15 protein-coding genes are annotated in these 18,463 nt (G+C 65.7%); 7 read left to right on the top strand and 8 right to left on the bottom strand.

The window, feature by feature from the left end; translation table 11 throughout:
* Positions 1-325 precede the first annotated feature (325 nt).
* Positions 326-1,201, bottom strand: a complete 876-nt coding sequence (locus LFT45_RS21635; RefSeq protein ID WP_236805791.1) for an SDR family oxidoreductase — start codon at positions 1,199-1,201, stop codon at positions 326-328.
* Between the two features lie 96 nt (positions 1,202-1,297).
* On the opposite strand from LFT45_RS21635, the gene LFT45_RS21630 reads away from it, so the two are divergent.
* Positions 1,298-1,681, top strand: a complete 384-nt coding sequence (locus LFT45_RS21630; protein ID WP_236805790.1) for a winged helix-turn-helix transcriptional regulator — start codon at positions 1,298-1,300, stop codon at positions 1,679-1,681.
* Between the two features lie 25 nt (positions 1,682-1,706).
* Here the strand turns inward: LFT45_RS21630 and LFT45_RS21625 are convergent, their stop codons facing one another.
* The 4 genes from LFT45_RS21625 to LFT45_RS21610 form a co-directional block, all read right to left on the bottom strand.
* On the bottom strand, positions 1,707-4,289 hold the full coding sequence (locus LFT45_RS21625; protein ID WP_236805789.1) for a glycoside hydrolase family 78 protein: 2,583 nt from the start codon (positions 4,287-4,289) through the stop codon (positions 1,707-1,709).
* 81 nt (positions 4,290-4,370) lie between these two features.
* Positions 4,371-5,201, bottom strand: a complete 831-nt coding sequence (locus LFT45_RS21620) for a carbohydrate ABC transporter permease (protein ID WP_236805788.1) — start codon at positions 5,199-5,201, stop codon at positions 4,371-4,373.
* Positions 5,198-6,127, bottom strand: coding sequence for a carbohydrate ABC transporter permease (locus LFT45_RS21615; protein ID WP_236805787.1), 930 nt, complete (start codon positions 6,125-6,127; stop codon positions 5,198-5,200). The genes LFT45_RS21620 and LFT45_RS21615 overlap by 4 nt, the downstream gene beginning before the upstream one ends.
* Before the next feature lie 59 nt (positions 6,128-6,186).
* Positions 6,187-7,503 (bottom strand): ABC transporter substrate-binding protein, encoded by a 1,317-nt coding sequence (locus tag LFT45_RS21610; protein ID WP_236805785.1) that lies wholly within the window; start codon positions 7,501-7,503, stop codon positions 6,187-6,189.
* Positions 7,504-7,711: 208 nt separating this feature from the next.
* On the opposite strand from LFT45_RS21610, the gene LFT45_RS21605 reads away from it, so the two are divergent.
* Genes LFT45_RS21605 through LFT45_RS21595 form a run of 3 tightly spaced genes read left to right on the top strand, consistent with a single transcriptional unit; the run spans position 7,712 to position 10,488 of the window.
* Positions 7,712-8,740, top strand: a complete 1,029-nt coding sequence (locus tag LFT45_RS21605; protein WP_236805782.1) for a LacI family DNA-binding transcriptional regulator — start codon at positions 7,712-7,714, stop codon at positions 8,738-8,740.
* Positions 8,741-8,773: 33 nt separating this feature from the next.
* Positions 8,774-9,217 (top strand): MarR family winged helix-turn-helix transcriptional regulator, encoded by a 444-nt coding sequence (locus LFT45_RS21600; protein WP_236805781.1) that lies wholly within the window; start codon positions 8,774-8,776, stop codon positions 9,215-9,217.
* A gap of 44 nt (positions 9,218-9,261) precedes the next feature.
* Positions 9,262-10,488 (top strand): MFS transporter, encoded by a 1,227-nt coding sequence (locus LFT45_RS21595; protein ID WP_236805778.1) that lies wholly within the window; start codon positions 9,262-9,264, stop codon positions 10,486-10,488.
* Between the two features lie 128 nt (positions 10,489-10,616).
* Here LFT45_RS21595 and LFT45_RS21590 read toward each other — a convergent pair whose 3' ends face one another.
* The 3 genes from LFT45_RS21590 to rraA form a co-directional block, all read right to left on the bottom strand.
* A complete protein-coding gene (locus tag LFT45_RS21590; RefSeq protein WP_111903041.1) occupies positions 10,617-12,053 on the bottom strand; it encodes a sugar porter family MFS transporter in 1,437 nt (478 codons plus the stop codon).
* A 269-nt stretch (positions 12,054-12,322) separates the two neighbouring features.
* Positions 12,323-13,975, bottom strand: a complete 1,653-nt coding sequence (locus LFT45_RS21585; protein ID WP_236805776.1) for an MDR family MFS transporter — start codon at positions 13,973-13,975, stop codon at positions 12,323-12,325.
* A gap of 211 nt (positions 13,976-14,186) precedes the next feature.
* Positions 14,187-14,675, bottom strand: a complete 489-nt coding sequence (gene rraA, locus LFT45_RS21580) for a ribonuclease E activity regulator RraA (protein WP_111903039.1) — start codon at positions 14,673-14,675, stop codon at positions 14,187-14,189.
* Between the two features lie 215 nt (positions 14,676-14,890).
* Between rraA and LFT45_RS21575 the strand changes: the two genes are divergently transcribed.
* From LFT45_RS21575 to LFT45_RS21565, 3 genes are all read left to right on the top strand, one after another.
* Entirely contained in the window at positions 14,891-16,192 is a 1,302-nt protein-coding gene (locus tag LFT45_RS21575; RefSeq protein ID WP_236805775.1) for an MFS transporter, read from the top strand.
* A gap of 138 nt (positions 16,193-16,330) precedes the next feature.
* Positions 16,331-16,912, top strand: coding sequence for a TetR/AcrR family transcriptional regulator (locus LFT45_RS21570; protein WP_236805773.1), 582 nt, complete (start codon positions 16,331-16,333; stop codon positions 16,910-16,912).
* Positions 16,913-17,203: 291 nt separating this feature from the next.
* Positions 17,204-18,409 (top strand): NAD(P)-dependent malic enzyme, encoded by a 1,206-nt coding sequence (locus LFT45_RS21565; protein ID WP_236805769.1) that lies wholly within the window; start codon positions 17,204-17,206, stop codon positions 18,407-18,409.
* Positions 18,410-18,463 lie beyond the last annotated feature (54 nt).

The raw sequence follows: 18,463 nt of genomic DNA, 5'->3' as shown, positions 1-18,463 counted from the left end.
CTGAGCTGAATAACGCGACAACACGACGCCGGAACTCAAGACGCCGGAACTCAAAGCGGGTTCCGGCGTCGTGCGTTTAATTCGTGCCCCAAAGGACGCTCTATCAGATCCTGCGACTTTTCTCCCGACGCGTCCTCAGGTCCTGTGGCTTTTCTCCCGACGCGTCCTCAGGTCCTGCGGCTTTTCTCCCGACGCGTCCTCACTTGAGACCGGGCCTGGCCAGAGCTCCTGACCCCAAGTGAGGAAGCGTTCGTCGGAAACCTGCAGGTCGTGAGGAAGGGTGCGGTGAAAGCCTGCAGGAAGTGATCGAGCGTTTGGCTTGGGGTTAGCTGGCCTGGGGGCTCACTGCAGCGGCGGCCTGGACGGCCTCGCGCAGCGGCGTGGTCGGGCGGCCGAGTAGGGCGCTGAGATCCCCGCTGGTGACCAGGAGATCACCGCGGGCGATGCCGAGATCGCTGTCAGCCAGGATGGCCGCATATGGCTCCGGCAGTCCGGCACCCACCAGGACCTCGGTGTACTGCTCTGCAGGCAGGTCCCTGTACGCCACAGGCTTTCCGGATGCCGCACTGACTTCCCCCGCCAGCTCACTGAGGGTGAAGGCATTGTCGCCGCCCAGCTCGTAAACCTTGCCGCCCTGGTCATCCCGCAGCAGCACAGCCGCAGCCGCTGCCGCGTAGTCGGCCCGGGACGCGGCGCTTACGCGGCCGTCGCCAGCGCTGCCGAACACGGCGCCGTGCTGGACCTGAACCGGGAACTGGCCCGTGTAGTTTTCCAGGTACCAGCCGTTGCGGAGCAGGACGAACGGCACGCCCGAGTCCCGGAGAATGTCTTCAGTAGCGATGTGTTCGGCGGCCAGCTGCATGGCGGTGGTGTCCGCATTGGCAATGCTCGTGTAGCCAATCAGGCCGACGCCGGCCTCCTTGGCCGCATGGATCGCGTTCCGGTGCTGCTCGACGCGCTGGCCCACCTCACTGCCTGAAACCAGCAGGACCTTGTCCGCGCCGGCAAACGCCTGCCGAAGGGACTCCGGCTGGCTGTAGTCGATGGTGCGGACCTGGACGCCGCGCTCGCCGAGGTCGGCGATCCTGTCCACGGTCCGGCCTGCGGCAACGATTTGCTCCGCGGGCAGGCCGCTTTCAAGCAGCGCTTCGACGACGAGGCGGCCGAGCTGGCCGGTGGCTCCGGTGATGACGATGGTCATGATGGTCCTTTCTGAGGTGACTGTCAGTGGTGCCAACCCGGTTCATTCCCGAATGCTTCCCAAAAGAGAGTACGCACTTTCAGGTAAGGTACTGGCATGACGGTAAGTACCCCAGCCAAGGCCGCTGCACTTCCCTTCGTGGACGGGATCTTTCCGGCGGGATGCCCCAGCCGGACCGTGCTTGACCACGTCACCAGCAAGTGGGGCGTGCTGCTCCTGGTTGCACTGTCCGAGGGTCCCCAGCGCTGGAGCGAACTCCGCCGCCGGGCCGAGGGCATCAGTGAGAAAATGCTCGCCCAGACACTGAAGACCCTCGAAGCCGACGGGTTCGTCCGCCGCGACGCCCAGCCCGTCATTCCTCCCCGCGTGGACTACAGCCTGACCGGCCGCGGGGAGGAACTGAGTGCCCTGATGCTGCCCCTCGTCGCCTGGGTTGCCGAGCACGCCGAAGCGATCGTGAACCGTCCGGTGAGCTCCTAAAGCCGGGCTCCTTAAAGCCGGGGCCTTAGACGGTGCGGGCCACCGTGTATTCGAACCTCCCGGAGTCGACGTCGTGCGGTTCCTGGCCCGGCAGCTCAACTCGTGCGGTGGAGCCGGTGGGGACTTCGACCGTCACGTTGTAGCCGCCGTCGTTGCGTTCCCATGCAATCGACGCCCGCCCATAGGGCGTCTCGTGGCGGGCCGTTGCGGAGGTGAGGCCGCCGCCCGGCTGGGGGCGGAACAGGATGCGGCGGTAGCCCGGCTCCAGCGGTGCTAGGCCCGCCACCGTGCGGTGCATCCAGTCCGCCACCGCACCCAGCGCGTAGTGGTTGAAGGACGTCATCTCCCCGGGGTTGACCGTGCCGTCCGGGAGCATGGAATCCCAGCGCTCCCAGATGGTGGTGCCGCCCTGGGTGACGGCGTACAGCCACGACGGGCATTCCTTCTCCAGCAGCAGGTCATAGGCCGCGTCCAGCCCGCCGGAGACGGTGAGTGCATCGGTGATCACGGGCGTTCCGGCAAAGCCGGTGGCGATGCGGTTGCCCGCCTCCCGGACCAGATCGGCCAGCCGCTGCCCGGCGGCCCGCTGCAGCTCGTCGTCGGGAAACAGCCCGAAGACGATGGCCAGCGCGTAGGCCGTCTGGGCGTCGCTGGTCATCCGGCCGTCGGATCCGATGTACTCGTTGGCGAAGGCGTCGGCCACGGCGCGCGACAGTTCGAGGTAACGCAGTTCGTCGTCGGCCTTGCCCAGCACTCCGGCTGCTTTGGCAAGGTGCAAGGCGGACCACGCGAAGTAGGCCGTCGCCACGATGTTCGGATCCGTCATCGCCTGCGTGGGATCCTCCGGCGGCGCGCTCGGGTCGAGCCAGTCACCGAGCTGGAAGCTGTTGTTCCACAGGTGCTTGTCCCCGGCCAGGCTGTCCAGGAGATCCACCCAGGCCTTGGCGCTCGCATACTGGTCCGCGAGGATCTTCGGGTCATTGAACCGTTCGTACAGGCTCCAGGGGGTGAGGACGGCGACGTCGCCCCATACGGCGCCCGGCCGGATCGGTGTCCAGTAATTGCCGCCCGGAATCACTGGAACATACCAGGGGACGGTGCCGTCGGGCAGCTGCTCGGCCGCCACGTCCTTCAGCCAGGAGGACAGCATTCCGGAGCAGTCGTAGAGGAAGGCCGCGGTGGGCGTAAAGACCTGGATGTCCCCGGTCCATCCCAGCCGCTCGTCCCGCTGCGGGCAGTCGGTGGGGATGTCCACGAAGTTGCCCTTCATGCTCCACAGCACGTTTTCATGCAGCCGGTTCAGCTCGGGGTCCGAGCTCTCGAACCAGCCGGTCCGCTCCATGTCCGTGTGATACACCCTGGCCACAATGTTCTCGGCGGCGTTCCCGCCGGTCCAGCCGCTGATCTCGGCGTAGCGGAAGCCGTGCAGGGTGAAGCGCGGCTCCCAGGCCTCCTCGGCACCTCCCGCCAGCGTGTAGCGGTCAGTGGCATCGGCGAGCCGCAGCGGGCGGGTATAGATTTCGCCGTCCTGAAGGACCTCGGCGTGCCGCAGCGTGACAGTTGTTCCGGCCTCACCGCGCACGGTAATGCGGAGCCGGCCCACGAGGTTCTGCCCGAAGTCCAGCACCAGCTTCCCCGACGGCGATTCGGTGACACTTACCGGGCGGATTTCGCCGGTGCATCGCACGGGAGGTCCCTCCGGAGCCACGAGGGTGGCCGGGTCTCGGGGAACGACGACGACGGGCTGCCAGTCCGCGTCGTCGAAGGCAGGGCGGCTCCATCCTTCCGGCAGCTCGCGGGCGTCGTACGCTTCACCCTCATAGAGGCCAGTGAACTGAATGGGACCAAAGGAGGCCTTCCACTCACTGTCCGTGCCCAGCACGGTGACGGAACCGTCGTCGTGCGTCACGTGGAGCTGGGCGAGTACGGCGACCTTGTCGCCGTACAGGTTGCGGTGACCGCCGTTGAAGCCGATCCGGCCGCGGTACCAGCCGTCGGCCAGCCAGGCACCCAGGGCGTTGTCGCCCTGCTGCAGATGGTCCGTCACGTCATAGGTGTAGTACCGCAGCCGCTGCCCGTAGACGGTCCAGCCCGGCGCGAACGCGTCGGTGCCCACCCGCTCCCCGTTGATCTCCATCTCATACAGTCCGTGGGCTGTGGCGTAGAGCCGTGCGGAAACCACCGGACGGTGCAGCGCGAAGGACTTCCGCAGCAGCGGCGGCCGCCGGTCCGAATCCGGATCCTCGGGCCAGGCCGCGGCGACAGGCTGGGCGGTCCAGTCCTTGGCGGACAGCAGTCCGGGCTCGACGGCGGCGGCCGGGCTCCAGTCGCTGGGCTCCTGGTCCGCTTCGCCCCAGACCCGAACACTCACCTCCGCGCGCTCGCCGGAGCCAAGCGGGGCGGCAGGCCATGGCAGCAGCACCGACTCTGCGGAGTCCAGCCGTTCGCTCAGCCAGCTGCCCTCGGCGGTGGTGACAGCGAGCTGATATGCGGCCTGCCTCCAGCCGGGCGCTGCGTTCGTTTTCCACGATACGCGCGGGGTGCCCGTGCCGATCCCGTGGGCTGTTGGAAGGTGTTCGAAGGTCACCGGACGGACGGTGGTGGACATGCGCATGCTCTCCTTTGATGCCTTTGACGGCGAATGCTGGTGTTTGTTCCGGTGGTGGCGCCTCAGGCGGCGGGCTGCCGGTCAGCCCTTGACCGCTCCGGCGGTCATACCGGCGACGATCTGGCGGTTGAAGAACAGGTACATCACGAACGGCGGGATGGTGATGAGGAGGATGTTCATGAACAGCAGGTTGTAGCTGGTGGTGAACTGGCTCTGGAAGTTGAAGAGCGTCAGCTGCACGGTGGCATTGGCGTCGCCGGGCAGGAAGTAGAGCGGGTTCTGGAAGTCGTTGAAGATGTGGACGGACTGGACCACGATCACCGTGACGATGACGGAGCGCAGCAGCGGGAAGATGACCCGGAAGAACAGCCGGACCGGTCCGCAGCCGTCGATGACAGCGGCCTCGTCCAGTTCCTTCGGGATGCTGGCGATGAAGGCGCGGAAGAGCATCACGCAGAAGGAGAGGCCGAAGGCCACCTCGATCAGGATCAGGCCCGGGAGGGTCTTGAACAATCCCATGCTCTGCAGGACCCAGATGGTGGGGACGACGGCCGGCGGGATGATCAGGCCGGAAAGGATGAGGAAGTTGGCAACGCCGTTCCAGCGTGACCGGCGGCGCTGCAGGATCCAGGCGACCATGGCGGCCAGGATCACCAGGATGGTGACGCTTGCCACCGTCAGGATGGTGCTGTTGATGAAGGCGGTGACCAGCATGAACTTGCGCGCGGACAGGACGTCCTGGAAGTTCTCGACGAAGTTGAAGGTGGTGGGCCAGGAAAAGTCCAGCTTGGCCGCCTCCCGGCGGTCCTTCACAGCGGTGAGCGCCATGAACGCCAGCGGAACGATGAAGAGGACGACGGTGACGGCGATGGCCAGGACGCCCAGGCCGTAGCGTTTGAGTGCAGTGGTCACTGTTCGACCTCCTTGCGGTTCAGGAACATGGACAGTGGCAGGATGATCGCGGTGACGATCAGGAACAGCACAACGTTGCCGGCTGTGGAGAGACCGTAGAAGCCGGCCTGGTACTGCTTGAAGATGACCGAGGCGATCACGTCGGACGTGAAGCCCGGCCCGCCCTTGGTCATGGCCCAGATGAGGTCGAAGGACCGGAGCCCGCCGATCAGGGAGAGGATGATCACGGTTGCCGTTGCCGGGCGTGCCAGCGGAAGAGTGATGTTGAAAAAGCTCTTGGCGGAGCTGGCGCCGTCCATCTTGGCGGCCTCGAAATACTCCTGCGGGATGGAGACGATGCCGGCGATATAGATGACGGTGGCCAGGCCCACGCCCTTCCAGACATCGACCAGGGCTACGGACAGCAGCGCCCAGGCGGGGTCAACAAGCCAGGCCGGCCCCTCGATCCCGACGGCGGCCAGTGCTTCATTGATCATGCCCTTGCTGGGATCCATCAGCACTGTGAAGACGATACCCACGCCGATGCTGCTCAGCAGGACCGGGAAGAAGATGACCGACCTGAGGTAGCCGCGGGCAATGATCTGCGAGGTCAGCAGTACAGCCAGGAGCATGCCCAGGACCACTTTGAGGGTGGAGGTCACCGCGCCGTAGATGAACGTGTTGGTCAGGCCCTTCAGGAGTGCTGGCTCCTGGAAGAACTGAACGAAGTTGTCCAGGCCGATGAAGGTGAAGTCGGTGAGGGTCCAGCGGGTGAAGCTGAAGAAGAAGGACGCGAAGGTCGGGACCAGGAACAGGGCGGTGTAGACCACGGCGGCCGGCAGATAGAACCAGTAGGGGTACGGGCTCCTTGCCTTGCGGCGGCGGGGCTGGTGCTCTGCCCGCCGCGCAACGGCGGCAGGCGCAGGGGCTGCTGTCTTGATTGTCATGGTGTCTCCGTCGGTGCCGTCCGGGCCGGGGCGGCCCGGACGGCGGAGTGGGTTTGAGGTTAGTTCCAGCCGGGCAGGTTGAGCTGCTTGGCCTGCTTCTTGACGTCCTCGTCGTAGAGTGCGGCCGCGTCCTTCGCGGAGCGGATGCCGGACCCCACTTCAACGGTGATCTGCTCAAGGGCAGGGCCCTTGACCGGGGAGAGGTACTCCAAGGCCGGGCTGTTCTTGGACTCGTCCTCGAAGTAGGGAAGCATGTCCTTCACGGCGGCTGGTACGTCCGCAGGCAGGTCGCAGCCCTTGACGAGGTACGGGCCGTTGGCCCCGACAGCCTTCGTCTGGGAGTCACAGCCGGCCTTGCTTGCGATGAAGGCCTGGAACTTCTTGGCCTCCTCAAGGTTTTTCGTGGACTTCGGGATGTAGACGCCGCCCGGAAGCCAGACGGTGAGGGCATTCTTGGATGCGTCGTCACCGGGAAGCGGGAAGAGGCCGATGTCGTTGAGCTTGTCGGGGAAGGTCACCTTGAGCTCAGGCAGGGCGAAGCTCAGGACCGGATACTGCGCGCCCTCGCCGTTGGCCAGTTTTTCCAGGCCCTGGGCGTAGGTGGCGGACGCGAAGTCGTCATTGAACAGGCCGGCCTTCGCCGCCTCTTCCTGGTGCTCGAAGCCCTTGAGGGCTGCGGCATCGGTGGCGTACTTGGCTTTGTTGGCCGTGTAGTTCGCTGCGAAATTCGGGTTGGCCTTGGCAACGTTGGCGAAGTCACCCAGGACGAACAGCTGGGAGGTCCAGGTGGTCTGGTAGGTCTGGATGATCGGCGCGACGCCGGCGTCCTTGATCTTCCGGCTGTTGGCCATGAACTCGGACCAGGTCTTGGGCACTGACAGGCCAAGCTTCTCGTAGACCTTCTTGTTGTACAGCACGGCCCCGGCATTGCCGGTCCCGACCGGTACCCCGTAGATCTCCTTGCCGGCGGTCACCACAGGCTTGAAGGAGTCGGAGACGTTGGCCATGTAGGGCTCGCTGGTCACGGGCACCAGGTTCTGTTCCGGGCTGATTTGGTGGAACAGCGAACCCGAGTTGTAGGAGAACACGTCGGCCATGTCGCCGGTGGACAGTCGAGTCTTGACGATGTTGTCGCCTTCTCCGCCCTGGGGGCGGGTCTCGACTTCGACCTTGATGTTCGGGTTGGCAGCGTTGAAGTCCTTGGCGAGCTGCTCCGCGTAGGTGACGGTGTTTTCGGTGTTGTCGACCAGCCACGTGATGGTCTTGGATTCGCCGCCGCCACTGGCGCTTCCCCCGGCGCAGCCTGTCAGTGCCACTGCCAGTGCCGTCACGCCTACGGCCAGGGACACCCAGGGCCGCCTGTTCGATGTGGTCATCTTTACCTCCTCGTAAAGCCCCCGGCCTGCCTGGTGTGGAACGTTTCAAGAAATGTTCTCGGTGGGCGCGGCCAGCGGGGTGGTGGTTTGTGTAGATCGGTCTACGTTCCAACCACTGTAAGTCATGTCACAGGAAGGGGCAAGAGATTTCCGTAGATCAGTCTACAATTTCCCCTAAAGGCGCCTTGTGCGTACCGGAGGGGGATGAATGTCCGAGCAGGTCAAGCGGGCCACTATCAGTGATGTTGCCCTGCATGCCGGCGTCTCCAGGGCGGCGGTCTCGAAGGTGCTGCGTGGCGCATACGGTGTCAGTGAAACCATGAAAGTGCGGGTGGAGGCTTCGATGTCGGCCCTGGGCTACCGGCCGTCTGCGCTGGCCCGGGGCATGCGCGGCAGCAGTTTCACGCTGGGCGTCTTCGTTGTGGATCTGCAGAACACCTTTATGTCGGTGCTCATCGAGGGCATACGGGCCGAAGCTGAAATCAGCGGGTACCAGGTGTTCATTGGCGAGGCGAGCCGCGGCCTCGCCCAGCAGCGGCAGATGATCGAGGCCATGCTCGACCGGAAAATGGACGGCCTCCTGCTAATCGCACCCTTCGGAACGGCAGAGGATCTCGAAGAGATAGGCCGCACGACGCCCACCGTCGTACTCGGCCGGCATGGTCCCGGGATGTCCTACGACACAGTGGCCAGTGATGACATGGCGGGCAGCGCGCTGATCGTGGATCATCTCGCTGCACTCGGCCACCGCCACATTGCGCACCTGAAGCACGTCGGCCGCGAGAGCAACCAGGACGGCATGCCGCAGGTGGTCCGCGCCCAGGGATACGTAGATGCAATGGTCCGCAACGGACTGGAAAACGAGATCGACGTGATCGAAGGCCGGTGGCACCAGGCTGGAGGCCACTCTGCCGCGGAGCTGATGCTGAAGCAGCCACACCCGCCGACGGCCGTGCATGCCGGGGCGGACATGGCTGCCCTCGGAGTCCTGGCCGGACTTTATGAGGCGGGTGTGAAGGTGCCCGAGGAGTTCTCTGTGGTGGGCTACGACAACGTCTTCTCTGCCTCGCTTCCGCAGGTTGCCCTCACCAGCGTGGACCAGTCCGGCGTCGAAATGGGCTCGCTGGCGGCCAGGCTGCTGGTGGAGCGCATCCAAGGCCGACGGGTGGCGGTAACGAGGCTCGTGGCGCCGAGCCTCGTCGTCCGCAGAACTACTGGTCCCGCCCGCATCGGTTGATATTAGGCATCCTAACTATTAGGATGCCTAAGTATGGAAACCGAGAAAGCCCCGGAACTGCAGGAGCTCGCGCAGGACTTCCGCGAGGCGTTGCGGCACAGCGTGTACCTGGTCCGCCGCCTCGATGCGGACGGTGACCTGAGCGCGGCCCAGCTGAGCACGCTCAAAATGCTGCTCGACGACGGCGTCCGGGTGGGTGAGATCGCCAGGAACCTCGGCGTCAAAGTGCCCAGCGCCACCGAACAGATCATCAAGCTCGAACGGGCAGGACTGGCCCGCCGGGAAGCGGACCCGGAAGACTCCCGCGCGGTCCGCGTTGTGCTGACTGCGGAAGGCCGCGACGCCGTCGAATCCGCAAACCGGCGCCGGAATGCCGTGATGGCAAACATTCTCGAAACCCTTACCGATGACGACAGGCGCGCCCTCGCGGCTGCCCTTCCCATCATCGAAAAGATCAACAGCACTCTCCAAAACTGACAAGCAGCTCAGAACTGATCCAGCGACACTTAGGAGTTCCCTCCATGGACGGCCAGCTCGCAGACACCCTGCCGGCACCACAATCCACCCTCGAGGCTGAGAAGGCCTCATTCCTCAAGCAGCCCAAGGCGGTCTGGGCAACCGCGCTCGCAGCCGTCTTCGCGTTCATGGGCATCGGCCTGGTGGACCCCATCCTGCCGGCCATCGCCGAGAACCTGGACGCCAGCCCCAGCCAGGTCTCGCTGCTCTTCACCAGCTACTTCCTGATCACCGCGGTGGCCATGCTCCTCACCGGTTTCATCTCCTCGCGCATCGGGGGAAAACGCACCCTGCTGGTCGGCCTGGCAGTGATCGTGGTGTTCTCCTCGCTCTCCGGCATGTCCGGCAGCGTCGGCGAACTGGTCGGTTTCCGGGCCGGATGGGGGCTCGGCAACGCACTCTTCGTAGCCACGGCGCTAGCCGTCATTGTTGGCGTGGCCAGCGGTGGCGCGGGCACGGCGATCATCCTCTATGAGGCCGCCCTTGGCCTGGGCATCTCACTGGGACCGCTCCTCGGCGCCCTCCTCGGGGGATGGCAGTGGCGCGCCCCGTTCTTCGGCACCGCAGGTCTGATGGCGGCGGCCTTCATTGCGCTCACCGTGTTACTTCCGAAGACCCCGTTGCCAGCCCGCAAGATAAGCCTGGCCGATCCGCTGCGGGCCCTCGGCCACAAGGGGCTGCGTACGACGGCGGCCAGCGGCCTGTTCTACAACTACGGCTTTTTCACTGTGCTCGCCTTTACCCCGTTCATCCTGGGCATGGACGCCTACGGCATCGGCGGGGTGTTCTTTGGCTGGGGCGTCGCGGTCGCCGTCTTTTCGGTCTTTGTGGCTCCGGCGCTGCAGAACCGCTTCGGCGCCACGAAGGTGCTCCTCGGCACGCTGTTCCTGCTGATGCTGGACCTGGCAGGTCTTGGCCTGGCCGCGGGCCACTCCGTACCGGCCGTTGTTGCGCTCGTGGTGGTCTCCGGCGCGCTGCTGGGCGTCAACAACACCATCTACACCGAGCTGGCCATGGGCGTCTCTGACTCGCCGCGTCCGGTCGCCTCGGCGGGGTACAACTTCGTCCGCTGGTTGGGGGGCGCCCTGGCGCCCTTTGCAGCGGCGCAACTCGGCGAGCACTTCGGGCCGCAGGTGCCGTTCTTCGCCGGCGCGGTGGCAATGATTGTTGCCATGGCCGTGGTGGCCGGCGGACGGCGTTACCTCGCCGCCCACGAACCGCACGTGGTCTGACCGGACCAACGCCCTCTCTGTTTCTGCCGGTTAAACCCGAACGCCCTCTCACCCCGGTTCGGCGGGTGATAGTGCGTTCGGGTTTTTCATGCAGGAAGTGAAAGAGCGTCCGTACTCAGTCGCGGGTATTAGACCTTGACGGACCCCTTCGGAACAAACAGGGTCTCAGCCTGTTCCAGCGACATGCCGTTCGTCTCCGGCACCTTGTACATGACGAAGAAGAATGAAGCTGCCGCGAAGAGTGCGTACATGGCGTACGTCAGCGGCAGCGAGCCTGCGGCCATCACGGGGAAGCTCAGCGTGATGGCGAAGTTGGCGATCCACTGGGCGGCGGCGGCCAGGCCCAGGGCGCGGGCGCGGATCCGGGCGGGGAAGATCTCGCCCAGCAGCACCCAGACCAGCGGTCCCCAGGATGCGCCGAAGCTGATCACGAACACGTTCGCGGCCACCAGGGCAACGGGACCCCAGGCGCCGGGGAGCGTGATGTCGGAACCTGTGCCCGTGGCCGAGGCGAAGGCCAGGGCCATGGCGCCGAGGGATACGGCCATGCCGATGGAGCCGGCCAGCAGGATGGGGCGGCGTCCGATCCTGTCCACGAGGGCGATGGCCACGAGCGTGACCAGGATGTTGGTGATGGACGTGGCCACCGAGATGGTCAGCGAGTCCTTCTCCTGGAAGCCGACGGCCTTCCAGAGAGTGGTGGAGTAGTAGAAGATCACGTTGATGCCCACGAACTGCTGCAGGACGGACAGGGTGATGCCGATCCAGACCACTGCCTGCAGGCCGAACGCCTTGCCGCGCAGCGAGCCCTTCCTGCCCGCGAGCTGGTCCTCTTCGATCGCCTCCCGGATTTCCCGCAGGTGGCGGTCGGTGTCTTCGTCCGGGGCGATGGAGTCGAAGACCTTCCGGGCCAGGTCCTCCTTGCCCTGGACCACGAGGAAGCGCGGGGACTCGGGGAGCGTGTACGCGACCACGCCGTAGAGCACGGCCGGAACAGCGGCGGCCAGGAACATCCAGCGCCAGGCCTCGATGCCCAGCCAGAATGCCTGGTGCGCACCTCCGGCGGACGTAGCGAACAGGGCGTCGGACAGCAGGGCGGCGAAGATACCCGTGGTGATGGCCAGCTGCTGCAGCGACGCTAGCCGGCCGCGGACGTGCCGGGGCGAAATTTCGGAGATGTACGCCGGTGCGATTACCGAGGCCAGGCCGATGCCCAGCCCGCCCACCAGGCGCCAGAAGATGAGGTCCCAGACGCTGAAGCAGAAGCCGGTGCCGATGGCGCTGATGAGGAACAGCAGTGCCCCCAGCTTCATGGCAGGGATGCGGCCGTAGCGGTCCGCCACCTTGCCGGCCATGTACGCGCCGGCCGCGCAGCCCAACAGTGCCACGGCCACGGCGAAACCGGTGACTGCCTCGCCGAGGGCGAATTCGTCCTTCATAGCGTCCACGGCGCCGTTGACCACCGAGGAGTCAAAGCCGAACAGGAAGCCGCCCACGGCGCCGGCAAGCGCCAGCCAAATCACCCGCTTGGGGATCTTGGCGGTTGTCTGCTTGTCGGTGGACATGGTTCTCCCTTGGTTCGGGGGTGGGTGGCTGCGGTGCAAACGTCGTCGGCTGCGGAAACCGGCCCTGTCGGCCGGCGCACACGCGCCTAACAGTGTGCCACGTCACCGGGCGCTGATCCACTCCGGGACGGATGACGACGACGGTGGGAGGTCCCGCCGTCGTCGTCCGTTTGGTGCCGCATCCGGCAGATTTCCGCGGAAAAATGAAACGGCAGGCACCCCGGAGGGCGCCTGCCATAACGCAGCTGCGGAATTGGCGTAAGCGGCGCCTAGTGGGCGGCCGCGGGTTCCTTCATCACGGCTTTCGGATCCGTGAGCTTCTTCTTCGGCAGCGCGAAACTGATGAGGAAGGCAATGCCGGTGAGGGCGGCGGCGGTGAGCATGACGGTGTCGATCGACTGGGCAAAGCCCTCGGTGATGGGCCGGGTGAGCACGGGGTTTGCCGAGTGCAGCCAGCTCGTGTCGTTGAGGGAATCGTTGCTGGCGCCGTTCTTGAAGAAGTCGTAGAGCTTGGCGTTCGCGGGGTCGGCGGCGACGGCGGGGTCCTTCAGGACCTTGAGGTAGTCGGCGTTCTGCGCGGCGTCCTTCATGCCGCTGGCGATCTTGTCCGCGGCCAGGCTGAAGAGCATGGAGATGAACACGGCCGTGCCGACGGCACCGCCCATGGAGCGGAAGAACGCGGCGGTGGAGGTGCCAACGCCCATGTCCTTCGAGGGCACCGAAACCTGCATCGCGAGCGTGAGCGGCTGCATGCAGAAGCCCAGGCCCAGGCCGAAGAAGACGGCGATCAGTCCGGGGACCCAGAGCTCGGTGTCAGCGCCAAGGGACAGCCCCATGACGATGGCGGCGGTGGTCAGGATGGCGGTGCCCAGGATGGGGAAGATCCGGAAGGTGCCCGAGGCCGAGATGGTACGCCCGGCGGTGATAGAGCCGGTCAGGATGCCGATGGTGAAGGTGATCATCATTAGGCCGGCTTCGGTGGGCGTGAGGCCCTTGACCAGCTGCAGGTACATGGGCAGCATCGCGATGGCGCCGAACATGCCGATGCCGATGATGAAGTTCAGCAGCGAGGACAGTCCGAAGGTGACGTTCCGGAAGAGACGCAGCGGGATGAGCGCATAGTCGCCGGCGCGGCGCTCGGCCAGCAGGAAGGCAACGATGCCCAAGACGCCCAGGCCGTAGCAGATGAAGGAGTTGGCCGAGGTCCAGCCCCAGCTGCGGCCCTGTTCGGCGACGAGGAGCAGCGGGACGATGGCCAGCGTGATGGCTGCGGCGCCCCAGTAGTCGATCTTCTGCTTGACGTGCTTCGCGGGCAGGTGCAGGTAGAGGAACACCACGGCCAGCGCGGCCAGGCCGATGGGCAGGTTGATGAAGAAGACCCAGCGCCAGCCGTCGAAGCCCAGGATGCTCTCGGATCCGGCGAAGGCGCCGCCCACCACGGGGCCGAGGACCGAGGAGATGCCGAACACGGACATGAAGTAGCCCTGGAACTTGGCCCGGTCCTTGAGCGGGACGATGTCGCCGATGATGGTCAGCGCCAGGGCCAGCAGGCCGCCGGCGCCCATGCCCTGGATGCCGCGGGCGATGGCCAGTTCGGTCATGGAGTGCACCGAGCCGGCATACAGCGAGCCGGCCAGGAAGATGATGATCGCCGCGAGGTACAGCGGGCGGCGGCCGAAGATGTCGCTGAGCTTGCCGTACAGCGGTGTGGTGACCGTGGAGGTGATCAGGTATGCCGTGGTGGCCCACGCCTGGAGGGAGAGCCCGTCGAGGTCGTTGGCAATGGTGTAGATGGAGGTGGACACGATGGTCTGGTCCAGCGAGGACAGAAACATGCCGAGCATCAGCCCCACCATGACGGTGATGGTCTGCCGCTGCGTCAGGGCCTCTCCGGGCGCGGGTCCGGCGGTGGTTTTGGACATGGCTGCTCCAGGGTCAAGAGAAAGGGGGATCGCATTTGATAGTTGCTTTCAGTAACTATGTTACTTCCTGCTTTGTTCCCCGGAGCAACCGAAATTTCCCGTGGGCTCTTCTTCGGCGGTTGGCTCCGCCGGTCAGCGCCCGCCGAGAGGTGAGATCTCGACGCTTGGGGTGCTCCTAAGCGTCGAGATCTCACCTATCACCGTGTATTCCTCAGCGCTCAATGAGGATGCCGTCCGGATCGCACCAGATGGTGGCGCCGGTTCGGATGGTCACGCCGTCGATCACCAGGTCCACGTCCGTCTCTCCCGCTCCTGCCTTGGCACTCTTGCGCGGATTGCTTCCCAGGGCTTTGACTCCGAGTGGCAGTTCCGCGATGGCCTCACGGTCCCGGATGGCGCCGTTGATTACGACGCCGGCCCAGCCGTTCGCCACGGCGCTCGCCGCGATCAGGTCCCCCATGAGCGCGGTCCGCAGGGAACCGGCGCCGTCGACGACGAGCACGGCGCCGTTCCCGGGTGTGGCGAGGACGGACTTGACGAGGGCGTTGTCCTCGAAGCAGCGCACGGTCCGGACGGGGCCACTGAAATGCGAGTGGCTGCCCAGGGACTGGAACTGCAGGGAGATGGAGTCCAGCTCGTCGCCGCGCTCATCGTAGAGATCGGCGGTGTTGACGGCGGCATTGGCAGGCGAAGCGGTCATTGGTTCTCCTCAGACGGTTGTTGGTCCCGGTCTAAAGCAACGCGGGGTCACTTAGCGCCCAATGTCATGCCCGGATTGGGCCGTAAGTGACCCCGCCCGCACCCTAGCCTCGCAAGCTCGGCCAGGGAACCCTGCGGTCGTGGGCCCACCCGCGTTGCTGTTGATGCCCACGATAGTCTGATTCCATCATCACCATGTTCCAGGGGGAGACCGCCATGAGCCTGTCCGACATACCCGGTGCGGTACCCGACCCCGGCCTGGTGGGCACCCGACGCTCCGCCGCGCTCGCTGAACCGACGGCACGGGTCAGGTCCCTCTGGGTCACGGGCGTGGTGCTGGTCAACCTCGGCATCAACGCGGCATTTTTCGGCCCGATCCAGGTGCTCCTCGCGCAGCAGGCGGAACATTTCGATCCGGGTCAGAAGGAAGCCATCCTCGCCCTCGTCACCGGTGCCGGCGCGGCGGTGTCGCTGGTGGCCAATCCGCTCTTCGGCGCGTTCAGCGACCGCACGGCGTCCCGGTTCGGCCGGCGCGTGCCATGGGTGCTGGCCGGCGCCGTCCTTGGTGCAGTCGGGCTCGTGGGGCTGGCCGGGGCGCCGAACGTGGCGGTGATGACGCTGCTTTGGTGCCTGGTGCAGGCCGGCTGCAACGGCGCCTATGCCGCAATCACCGCCGCAGTTCCCGACCGTGTCCCCGTCCCGCAGCGCGCGACGGTCGGCGGCCTGGCGGCGATGGGACAAACTGCCGGGATCCTGGTCGGAGCGGTGATTGGCGCCGTCGTCAGCGGAAACTTCGTGCTCGGCTACATCGTCTGTGCGGCGGCCCTCGTGGCAGGCGTGGTGATGTACATGGTCAAGAGCGACGACGCCCCGCTCCCGGCCGCGGCTGGCCAACCACTGAACTGGCGCGGCTTCCTGCTGGGGTTCATCCGGCCCCTGCGGCACCCCGACTTTGCCTGGGCCTGGATCACCCGGCTTCTGGTCAACATCGGCAACCACATGGTGACCCTGTACCTGCTGTTCTTCCTGGCGGACGCCGTACACCTGAAGGAGACCACGGGACTCGAACCAGCTTTCGGTCTGCTGGTGCTGACCGGGCTGTACGCCGTATTCGTGATCATCACCAGCGTGATCGGCGGCCGGCTCAGTGACAGGATGGGCAAGCGCAAGCCGCTGGTGATCGCATCATCAGTGATCATTGCGCTGGCATCGCTGATCCTGGCCTTCGCCCCCACCTGGGTGGGCGGCATCATCGGTGCGAGTGTGCTGGGGATCGGGTTCGGCGCCTACCTCGCCGTGGACTTCGCGCTCATCACCCAGGTGCTGCCCAACGCTGCCGACAAGGGCAAGGACCTTGGCGTCATCAACATCGCCAACTCCCTGCCACAGGTCATCGCTCCGGCACTTGCATGGCCGTTCGTCACCCTGTGGGGCGGCTACGTGTCCCTTTACATAGCCGCCGCCGTCATCGGCCTGCTAGGGGCCGTCTTCGTGGTCAAGATCAAGGGCGTTGCCTAGCGTCGGGACACGCCCGGCTCCCAGGGAACCCTGAAGCCTGTGCCGTATAGTGGAGCGCGAATCGTGGCAGGACAGGGAATGGGGCTCTCCCTGACTGCACCAGGAATCCCAACCCCCGGACTGATGATGCTTGACGCTATGCCTGATCTTCCGCCCATGGCCGCCCCGCCCTCCCTTCCCCGGCAGCAGCGCCGCTACAACCGGATTCTCGAGACGGCCGCCGGGTTCTCGCGGAAGGGCCTCCAGTCCGTGACCCTGTCCGAGGTTGCCGCCCAGGCCAACGTCCCCCTCGGCACCCTGTACCGCTACTTCCCCTCCGCCACCCACCTGATGCTGGCCCTGTACCGGCATCAGCTCGGCGAGCTCAAGACGGGAGCAGGGCCGGGCGCCGTCCGCATCCATGCGCTCTCCGGTGTAGCCATGGAAATCTTCCACATGCGCGTCATGCAGCCCGCCGTCGAACAGTGCCTGAGCCAAGGCGTGTACGTCAAGGACCGGGACACCACCGGCCTGCTGCGCGACATCGATTCCCTGGCCGAACGCGCCGTTGCCTCAGTGAGCGGCGACCCTGCCGTCGCGCGGGTCGTGCTGCCAGCCATTACCGGTCTAGTCCAGTCGGTGCGCTGCCGCAGGCTATCCCTGTTTGAGGCGGAGGAAGACCTGAAGAAGGCGTGCACCCTGCTGGTGCCGGCGCCGCGGCTGGCGCGGAATACCGCGTAACCGGTCTAGACCGGCGAGTCATAAAAGGGCCGAAAAGCGGTGAAATGGACCACAAATCAGCTTTAAATGCTTTGCGTTCGGCCCAGCAGGTCCGAAATGGCTAAGGGTGGGCCTTTGTCCTGTCTAACATGTCAGTAGCGGAGTGGCCAGCACCCACCAGCTCCACTGGCTTTCTGACGGGACCCGCCACCTTTGGGCCGTCAGCGAAAGCGTGTATCTGACCATCTTGAGCCTCGATTGCTTGAGCCATACTGTGCCGTGCGCCCACGGCTAGCTACAGGAGACAACGACGTGTCCACTGAAACTATTGCTACCAATGACACCAGCGCAGCCGCCGAGCTGACTGACCAGGAGATTTTCGCTGCCCACGAGGGCGGCAAGCTTTCCATTGCCAGCACCGTTCCCCTCAGCAACAAGCGGGACCTTTCCATCGCCTACACGCCGGGCGTCGCCCAGGTCAGCCGCGCCATCCACGCTGACCCGGAACTCGCCAAGAGCCACACCTGGGCCCAGCGCCTCGTGGCCGTCGTCAGCGACGGCACGGCTGTCCTCGGCCTGGGAAACATCGGCCCCAGCGCCTCGCTGCCCGTCATGGAAGGCAAGTCGGCCCTGTTCAAGGCCTTCGGCGAGCTGGACTCCATCCCGCTGGTCCTCAACACCACCGACGTGGACGAGATCGTGGAAACCCTTGTCCGGCTGCGCCCCAGCTTCGGTGCCGTCAACCTCGAGGACATCGCCGCCCCGCGCTGCTTCGAGCTGGAAGAAAAGCTCATCGAAGCCCTGGACTGCCCCGTCATGCACGATGACCAGCACGGCACCGCCGTCGTGGTCCTCGCCGCGCTGACCGGCGCCGCCAAGGTGACCGGCCGCGGGCTCGAGGAACTCCGCGTGGTGATCTCCGGTGCAGGCGCTGCTGGCATCGCCATCGCCGAAATCCTGCTCACCGCGGGCATCGAGGATGTGGTGCTGCTGGACTCCCGCGGCGTGATCAACTCCGGGCGTGCCGACATCGCCGCCGATCCCGCCAGCAAGAAGGCCCAGATGGCGCAGCGCAGCAACCCGCGCGGCATTTCAGGCGGCCCCGGGGAAGCCCTGCTGGGCGCTGACGTCTTCGTGGGCGTTTCCTCCTCCAAGCTGGACGAGGAGCACCTGAAGCTGATGAACCACAGCTCCATCGTGTTCGCACTGTCCAACCCGGACCCCGAGGTCCTGCCCGAGGTCGCTTCCAAGTACGCGGCAGTGGTGGCCACCGGCCGCAGCGACTTCCCGAACCAGATCAACAACGTCCTGGCGTTCCCCGGCATTTTCCGCGGCGCCCTGGACGCCGGCGCGCGCCGCATCACGCCTGCGATGAAGGTTGCCGCGGCCCGCGCTATCGCCGAACTGGCCGATGACAAGCTGTCCGCGTCCTACATTGTGCCCAGCCCGCTGGACCCGCGGGTTGCGCCGGCCGTCACAGCCGCTGTTGCCGCCGCGGTCGAAGCGGACGCAGTCTGAGACCGAAAGCTGACTGAAAAGGGCTGACTGAAGCCCGACGGCGGTGCCTCCCGT

The organism is Arthrobacter sp. FW305-BF8 (assembly GCF_021789315.1).
In the GTDB taxonomy this organism is placed as follows: domain Bacteria; phylum Actinomycetota; class Actinomycetes; order Actinomycetales; family Micrococcaceae; genus Arthrobacter.
Note: the sequence above shows the minus strand (reverse complement) of the source record. Positions and strands in the feature narration are given on the sequence as shown.